17 protein-coding genes and 1 pseudogene are annotated in these 19171 nt (G+C 56.2%); 7 read left to right on the top strand and 11 right to left on the bottom strand.

The window, feature by feature from the left end; translation table 11 throughout:
* Positions 1-42 precede the first annotated feature (42 nt).
* From JK232_RS18010 to JK232_RS17985, 6 genes are all read right to left on the bottom strand, one after another.
* Positions 43-345, bottom strand: coding sequence for a putative quinol monooxygenase (locus JK232_RS18010; RefSeq protein WP_212589512.1), 303 nt, complete (start codon positions 343-345; stop codon positions 43-45).
* Between the two features lie 47 nt (positions 346-392).
* Positions 393-584 (bottom strand): tautomerase family protein, encoded by a 192-nt coding sequence (locus JK232_RS18005; RefSeq protein ID WP_212589511.1) that lies wholly within the window; start codon positions 582-584, stop codon positions 393-395.
* 68 nt (positions 585-652) lie between these two features.
* Positions 653-1726: an isocitrate/isopropylmalate dehydrogenase family protein gene (locus JK232_RS18000; RefSeq protein WP_212589510.1), complete on the bottom strand. Its 1074-nt coding sequence runs from the start codon at positions 1724-1726 to the stop codon at positions 653-655.
* A gap of 26 nt (positions 1727-1752) precedes the next feature.
* The gene (locus tag JK232_RS17995) at positions 1753-2172 is read right to left on the bottom strand and encodes a cupin domain-containing protein (RefSeq protein WP_212589509.1); all 420 of its coding nucleotides are present in this window, start codon (positions 2170-2172) and stop codon (positions 1753-1755) included.
* 9 nt (positions 2173-2181) lie between these two features.
* Positions 2182-3552: an NAD-dependent succinate-semialdehyde dehydrogenase gene (locus JK232_RS17990; RefSeq protein ID WP_212589508.1), complete on the bottom strand. Its 1371-nt coding sequence runs from the start codon at positions 3550-3552 to the stop codon at positions 2182-2184.
* A gap of 21 nt (positions 3553-3573) precedes the next feature.
* The gene (locus JK232_RS17985; protein ID WP_212589507.1) at positions 3574-4431 is read right to left on the bottom strand and encodes an amidohydrolase family protein; all 858 of its coding nucleotides are present in this window, start codon (positions 4429-4431) and stop codon (positions 3574-3576) included.
* Positions 4432-4602: 171 nt separating this feature from the next.
* Here JK232_RS17985 and JK232_RS17980 point away from each other — a divergent pair, with 171 nt between their 5' ends.
* On the top strand, positions 4603-5472 hold the full coding sequence (locus JK232_RS17980) for a GntR family transcriptional regulator (RefSeq protein ID WP_212589506.1): 870 nt from the start codon (positions 4603-4605) through the stop codon (positions 5470-5472).
* 44 nt (positions 5473-5516) lie between these two features.
* Here JK232_RS17980 and JK232_RS17975 read toward each other — a convergent pair whose 3' ends face one another.
* The 5 genes and pseudogenes from JK232_RS17975 to otnK all read right to left on the bottom strand — a co-directional run bounded on the left by JK232_RS17975 (position 5517) and on the right by otnK (position 11307).
* Entirely contained in the window at positions 5517-6866 is a 1350-nt protein-coding gene (locus tag JK232_RS17975; protein WP_212589505.1) for a 2-hydroxycarboxylate transporter family protein, read from the bottom strand.
* 782 nt (positions 6867-7648) lie between these two features.
* Positions 7649-7891, bottom strand: a pseudogene (locus JK232_RS17970) (tautomerase family protein); the annotation flags it as partial.
* A 146-nt stretch (positions 7892-8037) separates the two neighbouring features.
* Positions 8038-9339, bottom strand: coding sequence for an SLC13 family permease (locus tag JK232_RS17965; RefSeq protein ID WP_212589503.1), 1302 nt, complete (start codon positions 9337-9339; stop codon positions 8038-8040).
* Positions 9340-9416: 77 nt separating this feature from the next.
* Positions 9417-10055, bottom strand: coding sequence for a 3-oxo-tetronate 4-phosphate decarboxylase (otnC, locus tag JK232_RS17960; RefSeq protein WP_212589502.1), 639 nt, complete (start codon positions 10053-10055; stop codon positions 9417-9419).
* Complete coding sequence (gene otnK / locus JK232_RS17955) at positions 10048-11307, bottom strand: 3-oxo-tetronate kinase (protein WP_212589501.1); 1260 nt, start codon at positions 11305-11307, stop codon at positions 10048-10050. Before otnK ends, otnC begins: the two co-directional genes overlap by 8 nt.
* 323 nt (positions 11308-11630) lie before the next feature.
* On the opposite strand from otnK, the gene JK232_RS17950 reads away from it, so the two are divergent.
* The 6 genes from JK232_RS17950 to acnA all read left to right on the top strand — a co-directional run bounded on the left by JK232_RS17950 (position 11631) and on the right by acnA (position 19170).
* The gene (locus JK232_RS17950; protein WP_212589500.1) at positions 11631-12701 is read left to right on the top strand and encodes an isocitrate/isopropylmalate dehydrogenase family protein; all 1071 of its coding nucleotides are present in this window, start codon (positions 11631-11633) and stop codon (positions 12699-12701) included.
* Positions 12702-12754: 53 nt separating this feature from the next.
* On the top strand, positions 12755-13408 hold the full coding sequence (locus tag JK232_RS17945; RefSeq protein WP_212589499.1) for an arylsulfatase: 654 nt from the start codon (positions 12755-12757) through the stop codon (positions 13406-13408).
* A gap of 61 nt (positions 13409-13469) precedes the next feature.
* A complete protein-coding gene (locus tag JK232_RS17940) occupies positions 13470-14318 on the top strand; it encodes an amidohydrolase family protein (protein WP_338086329.1) in 849 nt (282 codons plus the stop codon).
* A gap of 25 nt (positions 14319-14343) precedes the next feature.
* Positions 14344-15729, top strand: coding sequence for an MFS transporter (locus tag JK232_RS17935; RefSeq protein ID WP_212589497.1), 1386 nt, complete (start codon positions 14344-14346; stop codon positions 15727-15729).
* On the top strand, positions 15713-16396 hold the full coding sequence (locus JK232_RS17930; RefSeq protein ID WP_212589496.1) for a transporter substrate-binding domain-containing protein: 684 nt from the start codon (positions 15713-15715) through the stop codon (positions 16394-16396). Before JK232_RS17935 ends, JK232_RS17930 begins: the two co-directional genes overlap by 17 nt.
* A gap of 125 nt (positions 16397-16521) precedes the next feature.
* Positions 16522-19170, top strand: coding sequence for an aconitate hydratase (acnA, locus tag JK232_RS17925; protein ID WP_212589495.1), 2649 nt, complete (start codon positions 16522-16524; stop codon positions 19168-19170).
* The last annotated feature ends 1 nt before the right edge of the window (position 19171 follow it).

Genomic DNA, 19171 nt, shown 5'->3' with positions numbered 1-19171 from the left:
GTGAAGCCAATAGTTTGCGCTTTAATAAATGAGTGGGTTATATCAGATGTCTTTCAGAATACGGATAGATCGTTCCTGAATGAAATCCTTCACTTTTTCAGCGTAATTTTTCATGTGCGGTGAGGCTGCATGATCCTTCAGGCAGGTTGCATCACGCCACTTTTCGATAATAACCAGCGTGTCGGAACCGAAGCCGGTAGCAGCTTCCGCTGACAGATCAACGACCGGACGATATTCAATGCAGCCTTCTTCAGCAATAACGGCTGGGATATTTTCTTGAACGCGGGCAATAATTTCATCCCGCATGCCGGGTCTGGCTGTGATTATCGCAATAACATGGATCATTCGTTTTTCCTTATAAAAAAGCGGGCATCAGCGCCCGCCTTTCGGTTTTACTTTTTGCGTTCGCTGTAAAGCACACCGCCGCGTGTTTTATCTGCCGCTTTGGTTTCAACGATGGACACGACAACGCGATCTTTATCAACCTCAAAACTGTCAACAACCGCTTCAGTGATCTTTACCATCAGCGTTTTCTTCTGCTCGGCAGAACGGCCTTCTACCGCATACACCACAATTTCTGGCATGTTTGCCTCTCACCTTTTGCGTTAATCAGGTGGACGTCCCTGTCCGCTGCCCTCATCCTGACTGTCGGTTACAGGCTGCGGATCTGCTCGACGACCGCTGTGGTGTAAGCCCTGGTGCCTGTGCTACCGCCTAAATCAATGGTCCGGTGCGCTGGTTCCGCCAGCACCTTTTCAATCGCGTTGTGAATGGTTGCACCGGCTTCGCTCCATACCGGCAGCGCTTTTTTCTCACCAATCCATTCCAGCAGCATCGCAACTGACAGGATCATGGAAGTCGGGTTCGCTTTATCCTGGTTCTGGATGTCAGGCGCTGAACCGTGTTGCGCCTGTGCACAGCACTGATGATCCCCCGCCATGACCGAGCCGGCCAGGCCCAGACTGCCCGACAATTCACTTGCCAGGTCAGAGAGGATGTCACCGTAAAAATTGGTGGCGACCAGTACGTCGAAACGCTCGGGATTACGCACCAGGTGTGCGGTAGAGGCGTCAACCAGCAGGTCGTCGAGTTGAATCTCAGGGAACTCTTTAGCGACAGCCCGTACCGCTTCAAGAAACAGGCCATCAGTCATGTGGAAGCTGTTTGCTTTATGGATAGCTGTCACTTTTTTGCGGCGCTTGGCTGCCAGCTCAAACGCACGGCGGGCGATACGCTCAGAACAGTGGCGGGTAATTTTACGTGTAGAAAGCGCCATATCCGGGCTTGGCATCACTTCCCCCCAGCCGCGGGCCATGTTGCGGTCAGGATAAAAACCTTCCGTCGCTTCGCGCATAATCACCAGGTCCATGGTTTTGCCTTCACGCAGATTGCTGGTGATGTAAGAACGGGTGCGTGCTGGACGCACGTTGGCATAAAGGTCAAGGCCCACGCGGAATGCACCCGAGACGTTGATACCGCCTTTATCCGGCTTTGGATAATCGGCGTGAGAAATAGTGCCCAGCAAAATGCCTTCATAAGTGCGCGCACTTTCCAGCAGTTCAGGGCGCAGCGTGGTGCCATATTTTTCCAGGCTGGCGAAGCCGATATCCTGATAGTCGTACTCAATGCCCAAACCGAGCTTCTGGTCGACTTCCTTCAGTACAGTGACGGCTGATTCAATGATTTCGGGACCAATACCGTCGCCTGGCAGAACGAGAAATTTCATGGTTTTTCTTACCTTAATCTGACTAATTAATTTTTATGCTCTGCCGCGATCGGCCGCGTCTCGCCCGTTTCAACCAACGTGCGGTTAGCATCGGGTGAACCATATATCCACATAATCTTCATCGGCTCCGTTTCCGAAGCATTGCGAAAGCGGTGCGGAACGCCCGCCGGAATGAAGGTGACATCCTGTGGCTGGATCGCAAATTCCTGCCCGTCAATGTCAAAAATTGCATTGCCTTCCACCAGCAACACGCTCTCTTCGCAGTTATGGAAATGAAACGGAATTTTTGCGCCACCCGCAAATTCGGTATAACCGGTGATAAAGGCGCTGGCACCCATGCCTGCCGTCACCAGAGGGGTTGTGCTGGCACCGCCGCCACGATCGTGTTTTTTAATATCTGCCGGGTGCAGCAGATAAGAATCCGATTTTGTTTTGATCATGCTCATAGACCTCTTTTACTTAGCGGGGCCGATCCACACTGTTTTGACGTTGGTAAACTCGCGGATGCCGAGCTCGCCCAGCTCACGGCCATAGCCAGACTGCTTGATTCCGCCAAACGGCAGGCGTGGGTCGGAGGCGACCAGCCCGTTAACAAATACTGCGCCGGCTTCGATGCGGCGGGAGATGCGATAACCGTTATCAACATCACGGGTCCATACAGCCGCACCCAAACCGAACTCGGTGTTATTGGCCACGGCAATCGCTTCCTCTTCGGACTGCACGCGGATAATGGCGGCTACTGGGCCAAAGGTTTCCTCGATAGCGGCAGTCATCTGCGGGGTAACGTTATCCAGCACGGTTGGCAGGTAGTAATAGCCTTCGCTATCGACAGCATGACCGCCGGTAACCAGCTTCGCGCCTTCCTTGATACTGCGCTCAACCTGTGCGTGCAGCGCATCGCGTAGATTTTCACGCGCCATCGGGCCAATGATGTTGTCTCGATCTGTTGGGTTGCCGGTTTTTAGCTGCTTAACGCCTTTAACAAACAGCTCAACGAACTTATCTGCAACGGTTGCGTCCACGATGAAGCGTTTGGATGAGATGCAGCTCTGTCCGGTGTTAGAAAAGCGCGCTTTTACCGCCATTTTGGCGGCCAGTTCGACATCCGCATCGGCCAGGACCAGGAACGGATCGGAACCGCCCAGCTCAAGGACCTGTTTTTTCATCAGACTGGCCGCCTGTGAAGCCACGATTTTGCCGACTTCCGTTGACCCCGTCAGTGTAACGGCTGCCACGCGGTCATCTGCCAGCACACCCGCCACGTCAGACGCATTGATCAGCAACGTCGACACCAAACCTTCTGGCGTCCCGGCTTCACGGAACAGCTCTTCAAGCTGAATAGCGCAGGCGGCAACATTGTTTGCATGTTTGAGGAGTGCGCCGTTACCGGCGGCGAGTGCGGGCGCGGCGAAGCGAATGAACTGCCAGAACGGGTAGTTCCATGGCATGATGGCCAGCACAACGCCCAGCGGATCATAAACGATGCGGCTGTCAGTGGCGTTGCTCGGCACATGCGTGTCACCTAAAAATTTCTCCGCGCTTTCTGCATAAAACTCGCATGTCAATGCACACTTCTCAATCTCGGCTTCGGCTTCGGCAATGGGCTTGCCCATCTCTTCCGTAATGGTTGCCGCATAAAGCGCCTTGTTACGACGCAGCACCTCAGCCACGTTGTTGAGCAGGGTCACGCGCTTGGATACCGGCTTCTCACCCCAGGATTTTTGCGCTTCGTGCGCACCTGCGATACGTTTCTCAACGTCAGCAGATGAGTGCAGTGGATACTCAGCAATCGGGCGACCTGTAGCGGGATTAACAGTAACAATCATGATTCGGCCTTCTCTTCAGTTTCAGAAATCGTAAAGCGCGTATGCGTTGGTAGTCAGAATGCGGCGGAATAGATCGCCGTTATCGACCCACCAGGCAAGGCGGTAGAGATCCTGCCGATCATCAACGGCAGCAAAGGGTTCAATATCGCTAATTGAGCCGCTGCGGCGGCCATGGCCGCCCGTGTGGGGCCAGTCTGAGGCCCAGATCAGACGATCGGGCGCAGCGCTTATAAAGCGCTTAACTACGCTTGCCAAATCGGCATGGCCAGAAACGTTAGATACCCGGCCTGGCGCAGAGAGTTTTATCCAGATATGAGGGTGATGGAGAAGCTCCGAAATCTGATCGGCCAGTGCAGCGCCGCCGGCAAAGTGATCCAGGACTACCGCGACTTTGCTGTCGCAAATGACTGGCAGCAGCAGGGTCAGCTGAGCCGGGCTGGCGAAAATCTGCACATGCCAGCCCAGCGGACCGATGCGTTCTGCCGCTTTCTCCATTTCAATGCGAATGCGGGCGATATCGCCCTGGCCCGAAACAGAAAGATTCAGGCGAATGCCGCGAACCCCTTTCAGGTGTAGCGCACGCAGCTCTTCATCGGTCACGTGGTCAACATCAATAACAACGACGCCACGCGCGCTTGCCGCTCCTAAAACCGTCAGACCATGAAGGAGCGCACGGTTATCGGTGCCGTAGCAGCTGGGTTGAACAAGGACGTTGTGCGTTACGCCTAACATTTCGTTATGAGCCGCCAAATCAATAAGCGTTGCAGAGTCTGGCGTGTAGCACCGGTCGCTGTAATAACAAAAGATATCGGGCATAAAAAGGTGTACGTGACTGTCGCACGCCCCAAAAGTATTTTCCGGTAAAACTAACCCTGACATGGCTTACCTCTATGGTATATTGTTAAAATAAAGTACCACTAAATGAGTGTGAAACAATTGTTATGGTGCTTTTTTGTTATCAGGGTCACATTTGTTGGCCTGTGGCAAATTTACGGATTTAACTCTCTCGGGTTAAAGTTGGGTTTTGATTTTATTGCAGGGTGAATCGTTATGCCCCAGACGCTGTCAGCGCAGCTGGCTCAAAGCATTATTCAGTACATTAATAACCAGTCTCTCGTTGTCGGAGCGCGTCTCCCTGAGCGTGCACTGGCTGAGCATCTGCGGGTTTCCCGTTCCCCCGTCCGAACTGCCCTTGCAAAGATGGCGGACAAAAAGCTGATTAACCGCCATCCGGACGGGGGCTATGTAGTTGCGGAAGGTGCGCTTTCCTGCTCGCCTTTTACGGAACCGGTAAAAAGCAATTCAGATGAAATCTATTTCAAAATTGCCAACGACAGGCTGAACGGTAAATTGCCGGAGAAGGTCACTGAGAATGAAATGATGCGCCGCTACGGCATTACCCGCAGCCTGCTCAGTGATATCCTGCTGCGTATTCATCATGAAGGCTGGATAGAACGCCTGCCCGGTCATGGCTGGATGTTTACAGAGTCGATGTCATCCGGTGGGGCTTATAACGAAAGCTATCGTTTCAGGAAGATCATTGAACCCGCCGGAATTCTTGAACCCACTTTCAAACTTGATGAGGCCAGCATCCTTCAGTGTCAGGAAGAGCAGAAATGGCTATGTAATGGGGCCATTTTCTCTGTTACGCCGGCACAAATATTTGATGCTAATACCCGGCTGCATGAAGCTATTGCCGCCTGTTCAGGCAACATGTTTATCCTTGACTCATTACGGCGTTTAAACCGTGTGCGCCGTCTGATGGAGTATACGAAAGCTGTGGACCGTGATCAGGCCCTGCGCCGCTGTAAAGAGCATCTGGTTTTGATCGGATTGCTACTTGAAGACGATAGAGAGGCTGCTTCCGACTATATGCGTATGCACCTTTCAGATGCTTCCCGCGAGAAACAGGCAAAATAAAAAGCCCGGACATAGTCCGGGATTTTTTGATGTGGCCAGTATGGTCAGTACATCAGATGCAACAGGATCAGGGCGACAGCCACAGTGATACCTCCACCGATACGCGTAGCAATCTGCGCGAATGGCATAAGGCGCATGCGGTTACTCGCTGTCAAAATAGCGATATCGCCCGCACCGCCCATCCCGCTGTGGGTACTGGTAACAATGGCTGCTTCAACGGGATAGAGGTTGACGAAGCGGGCAGTAAAGAAACCGCCTGTTACCATTGCCAGCACCGTTGACACGATGGTAATCAGGTTTGCCGGCGCGAAGCCCGCAATTAGACTCTCCCATGGTGTTAGAATTAAGCTGAAAGTGAACAAAATCGGGAAAGCCATCGCTGTCAGTGCAAACTTGTAGACTACAGCTGAGCCCGCCTGAATGCGTGGGGAAATCAGATGGCACAGCATCAGCAATACTGCCAGGAACAGCATGACGACAGGCGCGGGCCACTTCAGCAGGTCATGCATTAATACGCCTACCAGATAGAGCATGACCGCCACGATGGCAGCGGCAGCAACGGCACGAATATCACAGCCCTTCTCTGCCTTTGACTGTTTGCCCAGCAGGTCTTCAGCGCCCGGCTGCAGCACACCGTTACCGCTTAAATGGGGCAGTCTATTACCAAGGTTCGCCAGCAGGCCGGCAAGAATAACCGCGGTCAGGTTGCCGACCATGATGGCAGGCATCACTTTCGCCAGCATTTCACCCTGGTCAAGCCCAAGTATTTGCGAATATCCAATCGTCAGTGGGATAGCGCCTTCACCGACTCCGCCAGCCATAATAGGCACCACGATATAGAAAAATGTGTGCTCTATGTCGATACCCAACAACACACCAACGCCGGTCCCGACAATTCCAGCACAGAGTGTGCCTACGGCAAGTGGGGCGAAGATTTTCAGAAAGCCTTTAATCAACAATGAGCGGTCCATACTCAGGATCGAACCCACAATGACAGCAGCGATGAACAGGTTGAGAATTTTACTGGTTTTGAAGAATTCACCCACGCTGTCGGTCATTGGCTGAGGGATCCAGCCTAAGTACCCCAAAAGAGAGGGAACGAAGGTTACCAGCACCGCACCGCCGCCAATATTTCTCAAGAGAGGCAAACGATTACCAATTTCACCTAAGGTAAAGGCGAATGTTGCCGCAATGGCAATGACCATTGCCAGCTCCCTGGTTATCCCATTGATAGCCGTAAAGCTGATCATCAGAATAACCATGACGATGTAGACAGGTAAGGGAATGATGCCAATGTCGAAGTCCATGAGTTTCCACCAGGTTTTCACCCAGCCCGGCTGATTTTCTATGTCCTTTCCTGAGGCTTTATCTTTGCTTTCAGTAATGTTGACCATCGTCTTTCTCTGCGTTGATTCCAGACCTGGTGTTACATCTGGATGAGTAAGAGGTAGGGAATTATCCAAGGAGTCATTTACGAATTTTTAACATGAGCAACATCAATCTAGCCCTTTGCGGTTCTTTGGATCAACAAAATACCATTATGGTTAACACCTATTTTCTTCAGATGTGATCAGACCCACACATCACGTCCAGCGTCATAATTCCATGTATTTGGCAGGATTAATGAGCTGCAAACAAACACCCACCCGGATGGCGCTGCACGCTAAACTCTTTGCGGTTTATCCGCGCCCTTTCTGTCGCGAAGCGGGTTTGTCTGGCCCGGCGCAGAGCATGGCTGGACTGCTTATTGAGATGAACAATACCGCTACATTATCGGCAAAGCCGCACTGACAGAATTTACTGGCATGTCGAACGCGCAGCGGAAAAGTGGGGAACAGGCAAGCATCTCCGGCTCAAAAGAGCAGTTAAAACGGCTTTTCGGCGAACAAGCCTCTGCACCCTTACACGTTTTTTATCAAAGAACGGACAGAGGATGACAAGACAGGCAATGTGCCGATAGACGCGGGTTGTGATGACTGATCCGGCAGCGGGCGGCGTCATATTATTTCGCTGGCGGGCAGTGAATTCAGCCAGACAGGGCCTGGCCTTTTATCGGGTATGGTGGCTTCATCCCTGCGTGCTGTTACGGCGTTGCTGTATATGCGCCAAAGCTGAAAAAAGAGATGAGGCTATACTCATAGCCTCATTTTCGTTGTGCTGGGACAGCGCGTATTCGCTATTTCCCACGCTCACTATAAAGCACGCCACCGCGCGCTTTATCGCTGGCTTTGGTCTCGACGATCGACACCACCACGCGATCGCGCTCTACGCCGAAACTCTCCACTACGGCCTCGGTGATCTTCACCATCAGGGTTTTCTTCTGCTCGGCAGAACGGCCCTCTACCGCATAAACTACAATCTCAGGCATTCTCTTATCCTCTTTCTTTAATAATATGCTCCGCCGCACACGGCGATTCGCGCGGCGGAGGCGGAAAGCTCGGCGACGTCACGGCGAATGATCATCACCTAAACGCGCAGCCGAGCTGCCAGCGCTGCGGGGCTAAGGTAGGATTCGTCGCCGGCGCGTCGAAACTATATTGATGCCGTTCTACCGGGATCATGGCGTCACACCGGTACGATGCCGAGCAGCATCGCCGCCAGCAGCGCGCTGACGCTCAGGATCCATACTTTGATCATTGAATGACGGATATGCTCGTCCACGCGCAAATTGAGCAGACTCAGGCCAAGATAGGTCGCGGGAATGACCGGGCTAAGCAGCAAACCAATCTGCTCGGTGATCAGCATGGCGATAGTGACGTGCAGAGGCGAGACATTGAAGTTCTGGCCCAGCCCTACCGCCAGCGGCAGCAGAGCGAAATAGAACGCGTCGGAGCCAATGAGGATCACCACCGGTACGCTAAAAGCCGCCAAAACAAGATAGAGATAAGGGCCGAGGCTGTCAGGAAATATCGCCGCCAGCTCATTGACCAACACCTTAATGATGCCGGTATTTTGCAGTATGCCGACAAAAACGCCGATGGTGAGAAAAATGACGATAACCGGGAATATGGTTATCGCGTACTCTTTGATTTTTTGCTGCGCCTTTTTCGCGTCGGGATAATTAATCATTACCGCCAGCGCAAAGGCGATCATAAACAGATAATTGCCTGCTACCCAGCCCGCCACCAGCGTCACAATCGTGGCGATCACCAGCACGAAATTGAGTTTCAGCAGCCAGGGATGCGGATTCGCCTGCGGGTTCAGCATCTCCAGGCGCATCTGATGGAAGGCTTCGGGCGAGATCCCCGATCCTTTGCGGTTCTCAACGCGCGCCATCCAGGCGCAGAGCAGGACGCCCAGCACAAACAGCACCCCCTGCAGCGGCAGCAGCTGATAGTAAACGGTAAGAATATCGAGATGGGTAACCGCGACGGCGCGATTCAGGGAGCCGCCCCAGGGCGTGATGCCGGTAACGCCGACGCCGACCGTTACCAGCAGCAGCAGCGTTTTCCGGCTGATGTTCATCTTCTCATAGATAGGCAGCAACGCGGGCACGGTTACCAGCAGGGTGGCGTAGGCGTTGCCGTCCAAACTACAGACGGAGGCGATAACCAGCGTCGCCAGCAGAACGGAGAAGGTCGAGGGGGTAACGAAGCGCAGGATAAAACGCACGATCACGTCAAATACGCCTGCCTCTTTCATCAGCGTAAAGAACATGGCGCTGAAGGCCACCAGCGTGGCGGTGCCGACTACCGACTTCAGCCCCAGCGCGACATAATCGCCCAGCTCCCTGAAGCCAAATCCGCACACCAGCGCGGCGAGGGTTGGCAGGATAATAAACAGAATACCTGGCGGAAAAGTATTCTTCAGTAAACACCAGGTCAGCACGATAAACATGACGATCCCGGTAATCAGCATCAATGACATGGTCGAATTAACTCTGTTTTTATTTTTTACAGGTACAGAAAGCCCGGGCAATGAATTTCCCGGGCGCGTAATAACCGTTATTTCATATTAAAAAGGGTGTTTAACTCGGCGACATTTTCCGGCGTCAGCGTATTCATACCAAAGGGCCTGAGCATAAAATAGAGCCGGGCGGTCTCTTCTAATTCCTCGGCGTTAAATACCGCTTCGCGAATATTTTTCCCGGAAATAATCGGGCCGTGATTCGCCAGCAGAATAGCATTGTGCTCGACGGCAAGCTTTTCGACCTCTTCGGCAATCACCGGCGATCCGGGGCGGATATAGCGCACCACCGGCAGCTTGCCGACGCGCATCACGTAGTAAGGCGTAATCGGCGGCAGCGCATTCTCTTCATCCAGGTCAGGCAGGCAGGAGAGCGCGGTCAGCCACGGCGAATGCAGATGTACGATGCCGCCGCACTGCGGACGCTGACGGTAGATCGCCAGATGCATCAGGATCTCCTTCGACGCCTTCTCTCCCGATAGCAGCTCGCCCATCATCGTCACCTTGCTCAGCGTGTCGGGATCAAGATCCCCGAAGCTGGAGTTGGTCGGCGTCGCCAGCACGTTGCCGTCAGGCAGCTTCAGGCTGATATTACCCGCACCGCCGCTGCTGTAGCCGCGTTGATACATTGAGCGGGCGTAGCGCACCAGATCCTGGCGCAATTGAGATTCACTCATGGAAATACTCCTGTGCTTTCAGGAAGAAATCACTGTTACCAAAGTTGCCGGATTTGAGGATCACCCATTTCCGTTCATCAAGAACCTGCGTCCAGGGCACGCCAGGCGCGACGGCGTCGCCGATTACCATGCCGCGAATATTCAGTCCCTGAGTGACGGCGCCGGAGGTCTCGCCGCCCGCCACAATAAATTTGTTAAAGCCCTGCTGGCTCAGCGTTCGCGCCAGCGCGGCGAAGAACCCTTCAATCTTTTCGCTTACCAATGCGGCGCCGTACTTTTCCTGAATGAGCGCGATGATCTGCGGCGGCTGCGTGGCATAGACCAGCGGGGCGAGGGTATTGCCGGCGTGCCGGTGCACCCACTCCGCCACGGCAGGCAGATACTCCGCATCATGAAGGATTTTTTCGACGTCCAGCGCCAGCGAGGAGGCGCGCTGCTGGTAGAAACCGACCTGCTGACGCGTCATTGAAGAGCAGCTGCCCGATAGCACCACGCTGTAGCCCTCGGCATCAATGGTCATGGCGCGGCCGGCACCGCGTTGCAGCTGCGTATCAATCGCCGCGATGGCGTAGCCCAGCCCGGCAGCGCCCGTCACCAGCGGAAACGCGGCAGTGGCGCGCGCTACGGTCAGCAGATCGGCATTATCGAGTACGTCGAAAATCACATAGCGAACCTGGCTCTCCTGCAGCGCCGCCAGCTGAGCCTGAATCTGATCGGCATGATTTTTTACCGTATCGAGGGTGATATTGCCGCACAGGCCGGCTGACTGCGCCTCCATCAGCTTTTTCAGCGACGACGCTTTCATCGGCGTTACCGGGTGGTGCTGCATGCCGCTTTCGTTGAGCAACTCGCCTTTAACAAACAGGTGGCCGTGAACGATGGTGCGGCCGTTATCCGGCACCGCGGGGCACACCAGCGTCATCTCAGCGCAGAGACTTTTCATCAGCGCGTCGGTGACCGGTCCAATATTGCCCTGCGCGGTGGAGTCGAACGTCGAACAATATTTAAACATCTGACGCTGGCAGCCCTGCGCCTTAAGCCAGCTGGATGCGGCCAGCGACTGGCTCACCGCGTCCTCTACCGCAATCGAGCGGCTCTTGAGCGCGATGACGATCGCGTCCACGCCCTCAGAGGCGAACGCCTCCTCGGGCACGCCGTTAAACATCACCACTTTCCAGCCGGCGTTCACCATAAAGCTGGCGATATCCGTGGCACCGGTAAAGTCATCGGCGATAACGCCTAACCTGATCATACTTTTTCCCTTCGTGCTCAATGAATGGTACATACTGCTTTTATGTATTTATAAATGCAAAGTACATCCGTGTTAATTTGTGGTTAAGCTCACAAATTTAGCCCCCGGATACCTATCGTTACTGATTGCGTTAAGCTGGGTAATGAAAGCAGAAAAGAGGGAGTAAACCGCTCAGAGATTCTTGCTCCGCTAACTGGCTGAAATCTAACAGCCTTGCGTAAATGTGATTTTTTTGTGTAATAAATGTGATCTGCATCCCCTTTCTTTCAGTGCATTTATTGGTATAAAAATGCAATCGAAACTGACCCACTATTGGAGTGTATATGCGTATTCTGGTTTTGCCTTGCGACGGCATCGGCCCTGAAATCACCTCAGCTGCGGTAACCGTGCTGAACTCACTGGACAAAGCCTATGGCCTGGGTTTTGAGTTTGACTATGAGGATGTCGGCTTTAAAAGCCTGGAGCTGCACGGCACCACGCTGCGTCAGGAGTCGCTGGAAAAAGCGAAAACCTACGACGGCATTATTCTCGGCACCCAGTCGCACGCCGATTATCCGGCACCGGAAAAAGGCGGACGCAACGTCTCCGCCGGGTTCCGTATCGGCCTTGACCTCTACGCCAACGTGCGTCCGGCGCGCACCCGTCCCTTCCTGACCTCGAATATGAAAGAGGGCAAGACCATGGATCTGGTGATCATGCGCGAGGCGACCGAGGGCTTCTATCCCGATCGCAACATGACGCGCGGCTGGGGCGAAGTGATGCCCAGCCCGGACATGGCGCTCTCAACGCGTAAGATCACCCGTCACTGCTCTGAGCGCATCGCGCGCAAAGCGTTTGAGCTGGCGATGCAGCGCCGTAAAAAAGTCACCGCGATCCATAAAGCCAACAGCTTCCATATGACCGACGGCCTCTTCCTGGAAGCGGTGCGCGACGTCGCCAAAGAGTTCCCGGAAGTAGAGCTGGACGATCTGCTGGTCGACGCCTCAACGGCACACCTGGTGCGTAACCCGGAGCGCTTCGACGTGCTGGTCGCCACCAACTTCTATGGCGACATCATCAGCGACCTGGCGAGTGAGCTGTCAGGCAGCCTGGGTCTGGCTGGCTCTATCATGGCCAGCGACACCCACTGCTGCGCGCAGGCGCAGCACGGCTCCGCGCCGGATATTCAGAATCAGGACAAGGCCAACCCGGTGTCGATGATCCTGTCGGCGGCGATGATGCTGGCGTGGTATGCGGAAAAGCATAACCAGCCAACCTTCCTGAAAGCGGCGCAGGAGATTAACCGCGCCATCGACGAAGTGCTGGAAAATCCCGAAACGCGCACGCCGGATCTGGGCGGCAACTGCGGCACCAAAGCGTTCGCAGAGCACGTGGCTGCGGCCATCCGCGCGTAACGGCTGGCGTCAGGCTGCTGCACTGGCAGCAGCCTGTTTTCATGGAGAACATCATGAACCAACGCATTGTGTTGATCCACGCGACGCCGCTGGCGGTGGCACCGGTCAACAACACCTTCGCGCAGCAGTGGCCCGAGGCGGAGATCGCTAACCTGCTGGATGACGCCCTGAGCGGCGATCGCGGTAAGGTCGCGGCGCTGACGCCTGAGTTTTACCAGCGTATCGATGCGCTGGTGGATTATGCGCTGTCGATGCACGCCGCTGCGATCCTCTTTACCTGCTCGGCGCTGGGCGAGGCGATCGACGCCAGCGCGCAGCGACACACGCTGCCGGTGCTGAAGCCTAACGAAGCGATGTTTGAAGCGGCCCTGGCGCAGGGCAAAGACATTCTGATGCTGGCAACGTTCGCGCCGGCCGTGCCGAGCATGGAAGCGGAATTTCACCAGCTCGCTGCCGCGCATGGCTCGACGGCGACACTGAGAACGCAGGTAGTGGCTGGCGCGCGCGACGCGCTGAGTGCGGGCGACGTTGACTATCATAATCGGCTATTGGCTGAGGCCGCGCGCCAGAACCCGCACGTCGACGCCATCGTTCTGGCCCATTTTTCGATGGAAGTCGCCTTCGAGGAGATAAAAGCGGCCGCCGCCTGTCCGGTATTAAGCAGCGCGCAATCCGCCGTCGCGAAATTAAAACGCCTGATGGCTTAATCTCTTTTCCAACCGTCAATAATAAAGGCCCACCGTGAACAGCCACTCTATTAAGGAGGAGGTGAAATATAGTGATATTTCATCTTCGCCGGACAGCCTGTTGCCGGAAAAAAGCTGCGACTGTCATCACCATATTTACGATCGGCGTTTTCCCTATGCGCCTGACGATACGCGCAATTTACCGGACGCGACGCTCGACGACTATTCGTGTTTTAAACAGCGGCTGGGTTTTCAGCGGCATGTGCTGGTGCAGCCCTCATCGTATGGCCTCGACAACCGCTGTCTGCTGGCGGCGCTGGCGCAGGCGGGCGACTGCGCGCGCGGCGAAGCGGTGGTGACGGATCGGGTCAGTGATGCCGAACTGGACACGCTTGGTCAGGCGGGCGTCACCGGGGTGCGCTTTAACTTCGGTGCAGGCAGCGCCACCACGCCGGAGATGATGCTGCCGCTGGCGCATCGGCTGGCGGAGCGCGGCTGGCACCTGCAGATCCACGCCTCCGCCGACCAGCTTTGGTCGCTGCGTCCGCTTCTGCTGCAGCTGCCCGGCAATCTGGTGATCGACCATGTTTTCCGTCTGCCGCAGCCCGAACCAATGGCGCATCCGGCCTGGCGGCTGGCGTGGGAATTGATCAACCAGGGACGCTGCTGGGTCAAGATCTCCGGGCTTTACCATCAATCGCGGCATGATGACGTTTCGGATATGTCCGCCGTAGTAAAAAGCTTTTTACATGAAGCGACAGAACGCGTGTTGTGGGGCAGCGACTGGCCGCACCCCAGCTTGATTAGCGCGAATAAAAAGATGCCGGACGATACATTAATTCTTTCCAAGATATTCCACTGGGCAAGTAGCGAACAGGTTCGGCACAAACTCTTTGTGGCAAACCCGGCTGAACTTTACCGATTTAATTAATCGACTGGCAGAAAAGGCCGAAATAATGGATACCTTACACTCCGCACCACGAAAAAATAAGCCGACGCATTATCGTTATATGATTTTGCTGATGGTGTTTCTCAGTATTGCGCTTAACCATGGCGATCGCGCCACTTTCTCTATCGCCGGAACGGATATGGTGAAAGCCGCCGGCCTCGATATTGTCGCGCTGGGCTATCTCATCTCTACCTTCACCTGGGCTTATGTGCTGGGGCAATATCCCGGCGGCTGGCTGCTGGATCGCTTTGGCTCGAAAAAGGTGCTGGTTACCGGTGTCTTCACCTGGTCGTTTTTTGTTTTCCTGGTGGGGTTCAGCACCGCGTTTGACAGCGTCTGGGTGACGCGCGTCATGATGTTCGGCTTTATCTTTATGATGGGGCTGATCGAAGCGCCGACGCTGCCGGCTAACTCGCGCTTTCTTGCCGCCTGGTTCCCGGCGCGTGAACGCGGCAAGGCCTCTGGCTTTACCACCGCCGCGCAATATTTCGCGCTGGTGGTCTTCCTGCCGCTGATGGGCTGGTTCTCCTATACCTTCGGCTGGGAATCGGTGTTCTGGTTTATGGGCGGCATCGGCATCCTGATATCGCTGCTGATGAGCCGCGTACTGGCGGACACGCCGAAAGTCCATCCGCTGGTCAACCATGCCGAGCTGGAATATATTCAGTCCGGCGGCGGGCTGACCAACCTCAAAGCCACAAAAAAAGGAGACACCAGCAGCAAAGGCTACACCAAAAAGCTGTTGACCAGCCGCCTGGCGCTGGGCGTCTATATGGGGCAGTTCTTTTTCACCGTGCTCTCCTACTTCTTCCTGACCTGGTTCCCGGTCTACCTGGTACACGACCGCGGCATGACCATCCTCAAGGCGGGGTTCGTGGCCTCCCTGCCGGCACTGTGCGGCTGTGCGGGCGCATTGCTGGGCGGGGTGCTGTCTGACTTTATGCTTTCACGCGGCTATAGCCTCTCTGCCGCCCGCAAAACCCCGATTGTCATCGGCATGTTGCTGGCCGTGAGCATGGTCATCTGCAACTACGTCGACTCCGCCTGGGTTGTGGTGGCGATCATGTCCCTCGCCTTCTTCGGCAAAGGTTTTGGTGCCATGGGCTGGTGCGTGGTCTCTGACTTCTCGCCAAAAGAAGCGGTGGGGCTGAGCGGCGGCCTGTTCAATATGATTGGCAATATCTCCGGGATCTTCACGCCGATTATCATCGCCTACATTATTAAGGACACCGGCTCCTTTAACGGCGCACTGATTTTCGTCGGTGTCTGCGCCTTCCTGAACCTCTGCTGCTATCTCTTTGTCGCCGGTAAAATCCAGCGGTTAAATTTCGAGACGAACCAGCAGGATCCTGACGCCCCTTTCCCGGAGGAACCGCATGTCAATCACCGCTGATTCAGAAGTCCGTTTCGCCATTAACCTCGGCAACGCCGTTCTGGCCAACACCCTGCCAGACGGCGCACCAGGCGGCATTACCGTTGATATCGCCCAGCGGATCGCGGCCGCGCTGGGCAGCCAGGCGCGGTTCATCACTTACCCCACCGCGGGAAAAGTCGTGGACGACGCGCAAAACAGCCGCTGGGATATCGCGTTTCTCGCCGTCGATCCCAAACGTGAAGAGGTGCTGCGCTTTACGCAGCCCTATATTCAGATTCAGGGCACGGTGCTGGTGAAAGCGGAAAGCAGCTGGCAGAGCGTTGACCAGATGGATCAGCCGGGCGTGGTGATCAATGTCGGCAAAGGCGCCGCCTACGATCTGCATCTGACGCGGCAGCTGCAGCACGCTACGCTGAACCGGCTCGACTCTTCCCAGGCGGCGATTGATGCGTTTCTGAGAGGAGAAGGCGATATGGCAGCCGGCATTCGTCAGCCGCTGACGCGCGCCGCCCGCGAACAGGCGGGCTATCGCGTCTTGCCGGACAACTTCGGCACTATCAATCAGGCGATCTGCGTGCCACGCCAGCAGCCGTCTCGCCATGAAAAGCTCGTTGAGCTGCTGACCCAGTGGCAACAGGACGGCAGCCTGCAGTCCATCATCGACCGCCACCTGGCTGACGCCTGAGCCTCCTGCAAAGCGTTCTCGTTCTGAGAACGCTCTCTTATTCAAGGTTCAATTTTCAATCTCTTTCTGGCGTGGCACGTTATCCATCTGAGAACATAACAACGCTGTGATGACGGAAGGTTTGTATGACATCGCCCTTATCTCTGGAACGCTCAACGCTGGTCATTGATGGCCACCCCTTTCAGTTTCTCGATCTGACCCAGCTTCTGCCGCTCGATCGGCTGCAGCGCCTGCCGTTCAGCCTGCGTATTTTGCTGGAGAACGTCGCGCTGCGCTCGCCGCAGGCGCTGCCCAACTTTTTACGCATGCTGCAGGGCGAAGAGGCGCCGGGAGAAGTCGCGTTTTATCCCGACCGCCTGATGTTTCACGACACCACCTGTTTGCCCGCCCTGGCAGACTTTGCAGCGATGCGCGATCTCACCGCCGAACTCGGCGGCGATCCGCAGCGCATTAACCCGCACATCCCGGCGGTGCTGACCATCGATCACTCGGTGATTGTCGAAAGCTACGCCTCCGCCGACGCGCTGGAGCAGAATCTGCAGTTCGACTTTCGTCGCAACGCCGAGCGCTATCGCTTTATTCGCTGGGCCGAGCAGAGCCTTGATAACTTCCGCGTGATCCCACCGGGCACCGGCATTATTCATCTGATGAATCTGGAGGCTATCGCGGAGATCGTCACGGTGGACACGCGGGAAAGCGTGCCGCTGCTGCACGCCGACTGCATGGTGGCGACGGACAGTCATACGCCGATGATCAACGCGCTGGGCATTCTGGGCTGGGGCGTAGGCGGACTGGAAGGTCAGGCGACGCTGGTCGGCGAACCGGTGACGCTGCGCTTTCCTGAGGTGATCGGCATTTCGCTGTCGGGCTCGCTGGCCGCTGACGTCAGCGACAGCGATCTGGCGCTGCATATTACCCGCCTCCTGCGCGAAAAAGGCGTGGTCGGCAAGTTCGTCGAGTTTACCGGCCCCTCACTGCATCTGCTGCCGCTGGAGTCGCGCGCTACCATCGCCAATATGGCGCCGGAATATGGCGCTACGGTGGTGTTTTTCCCTTGGGATCAGCGCAGCGCCGACTATGTGCAAATGACCGGGCGCAGCGAAGAGAAGCAGGCGATCATTCACGCCTATATGCAGCAGCAACACCTGTGGCGCTCGCCGGAGACGCCGACGCCTGAATTTACCCAATTGATAGCGCTGGATCTCGGCAGCATCGAACCCTGCATGGCGGGACCGGTGAATCCGCATCAGCAAATCCCACTGAGCCGCGCCGCAGAAAGCTTTCGCGACAGCCTGACGGCTGAGGCGCGTAACCAGCGCTGGCAGCACGCCGCTTATCCGCAGGCGATTGAACAGGGCGCTATCGCCATCGCCGCCATTACCAGCTGCACCACCACCGCAAACCCGTGGCTGGTGATCCAGGCGGCGCTTTTCGCGCGCAACGCCGCGCGGCACGGCCTGAAGCCCAAACCCTGGGTGAAAACCTCGTTCTCGCCGGGATCGCGCGCCGTTACCGACTATCTCAGCGCCTGCGGCCTGCTGAGCGAGCTGGAGAAGATCGGTTTCGACGTCACCGGCTACGGCTGCATGACCTGCATCGGCAGCTCCGGCGCGCTGCAGCCTGCCATGGAGTCGCTGGTGAACGAGGGGTTGCAGGCGGTTTGCGTGCTGTCGGGCAACCGTAACTTTCCCCGGCGCGTCAACCCCAGCCTCGGACACGGCTATCTCACCTCTCCGGCGCTGGTGATCGCCTGGGCGCTGGCGGGCCATATTTCCCATGATATGATCCACGACGCGCTGGGCTACGACGCGCAGCAGCAGCCGATCCGCATGCGGGATTTGATGCCGACGCGCGAAGAGGTTGAAGAGTGGGTCGATCGCGCCATGAAGCGGGAATTTTACGTCAAACGTCGCGAGATTATCTGGCAGGGCACGCCGCACTGGCAGCAGATCGCCGCGCCGGGCAGCATGCACTATCCGTGGGAAGCCCGTTCGACCTACCTGCGTCGTCCCGGTTATCTGCAACGTCTGCCGCGCGATCCCGCTGCGCCGCTGTCGTTGCGCGACGCGCGCCCCTTTTTGTGGTTCGGCGACGACGTCACTACCGACCATATCTCGCCGGCCGGCGCTATTCCGCCGACCAGCCTGGCGGGAAAATGGCTGCTGGAACACCATGAGGATCCGCAGGATCTTAATCTCTACTCGACGCGACGCAGCAATCATGAGGTGATGGTGCGTGGCGCCTTCACCAACAAAGCGCTGGCGAACCGCCTGCTGCCCGCAGAAAAACGCGGCGGCGGCGGTTTCGCCTGGGATGCCGACCATCAGCAGATCCTGCCCGCTTATGAAGCCGCCCAGAGCTGGCTGGCGCGCGGTGTGCCGCTGGTGGTGTTCGCCGGCGAACGCTACGGCGCCGGCTCCAGCCGGGACTGGGCGGCGAAAGCTCAGGCGCTGATGGGCGTTAAGGCGGTAGTGGCGGAGAGCTTTGAACGCATCCATCGCACCAACCTGATTGGCATGGGGATCCTGCCGCTGCACTTCTGCGCGGGCGAGGCGGCGCGCTTGCCGGAGATGGATGGCAGCGAAACCCTGGACTTTATCGGGCTAGAAACGTTACAGCCCGGCAGCACGCCGCTGCGGCTGCGCATCCGCCGTGATACGACCCTGCTCGGCGAATTCGCGCTGAACGCGGTGATAGACTCGCAGCAGGAGCTTAGCTATCTGCTGCACGGCGGCATCCTGCCCTTCGTCATCCAGCAAACTCTGAAAGGCTGAC

Origin of the sequence: Nissabacter archeti (assembly GCF_018257325.1) — a bacterium.
GTDB lineage: Bacteria > Pseudomonadota > Gammaproteobacteria > Enterobacterales > Enterobacteriaceae > Chimaeribacter > Chimaeribacter arupi.
The sequence above is the reverse complement of the archived record's forward strand: the minus strand, read 5'-3'. Positions and strand labels throughout refer to the sequence as shown.

What these genes read in the sequence shown, in the direction of transcription:
- JK232_RS17945 (WP_212589499.1), top strand. Translation starts at nt 12,755, where the DNA reads ATGAACCAACGCATTGTGTTGATCCACGCGACGCCGCTGGCGGTGGCA.
- JK232_RS17930 (WP_212589496.1), top strand. Translation starts at nt 15,713, where the DNA reads ATGTCAATCACCGCTGATTCAGAAGTCCGTTTCGCCATTAACCTCGGC.
- JK232_RS17980 (WP_212589506.1), top strand. Translation starts at nt 4,603, where the DNA reads ATGCCCCAGACGCTGTCAGCGCAGCTGGCTCAAAGCATTATTCAGTAC.
- otnK (WP_212589501.1), bottom strand. Translation starts at nt 11,307, where the DNA reads ATGATCAGGTTAGGCGTTATCGCCGATGACTTTACCGGTGCCACGGAT.
- JK232_RS17995 (WP_212589509.1), bottom strand. Translation starts at nt 2,172, where the DNA reads ATGAGCATGATCAAAACAAAATCGGATTCTTATCTGCTGCACCCGGCA.
- JK232_RS17935 (WP_212589497.1), top strand. Translation starts at nt 14,344, where the DNA reads ATGGATACCTTACACTCCGCACCACGAAAAAATAAGCCGACGCATTAT.
- JK232_RS17990 (WP_212589508.1), bottom strand. Translation starts at nt 3,552, where the DNA reads ATGATTGTTACTGTTAATCCCGCTACAGGTCGCCCGATTGCTGAGTAT.
- otnC (WP_212589502.1), bottom strand. Translation starts at nt 10,055, where the DNA reads ATGAGTGAATCTCAATTGCGCCAGGATCTGGTGCGCTACGCCCGCTCA.
- JK232_RS18000 (WP_212589510.1), bottom strand. Translation starts at nt 1,726, where the DNA reads ATGAAATTTCTCGTTCTGCCAGGCGACGGTATTGGTCCCGAAATCATT.
- acnA (WP_212589495.1), top strand. Translation starts at nt 16,522, where the DNA reads ATGACATCGCCCTTATCTCTGGAACGCTCAACGCTGGTCATTGATGGC.
- JK232_RS18005 (WP_212589511.1), bottom strand. Translation starts at nt 584, where the DNA reads ATGCCAGAAATTGTGGTGTATGCGGTAGAAGGCCGTTCTGCCGAGCAG.
- JK232_RS17975 (WP_212589505.1), bottom strand. Translation starts at nt 6,866, where the DNA reads ATGGTCAACATTACTGAAAGCAAAGATAAAGCCTCAGGAAAGGACATA.
- JK232_RS17965 (WP_212589503.1), bottom strand. Translation starts at nt 9,339, where the DNA reads ATGTCATTGATGCTGATTACCGGGATCGTCATGTTTATCGTGCTGACC.
- JK232_RS18010 (WP_212589512.1), bottom strand. Translation starts at nt 345, where the DNA reads ATGATCCATGTTATTGCGATAATCACAGCCAGACCCGGCATGCGGGAT.
- JK232_RS17985 (WP_212589507.1), bottom strand. Translation starts at nt 4,431, where the DNA reads ATGTCAGGGTTAGTTTTACCGGAAAATACTTTTGGGGCGTGCGACAGT.
- JK232_RS17950 (WP_212589500.1), top strand. Translation starts at nt 11,631, where the DNA reads ATGCGTATTCTGGTTTTGCCTTGCGACGGCATCGGCCCTGAAATCACC.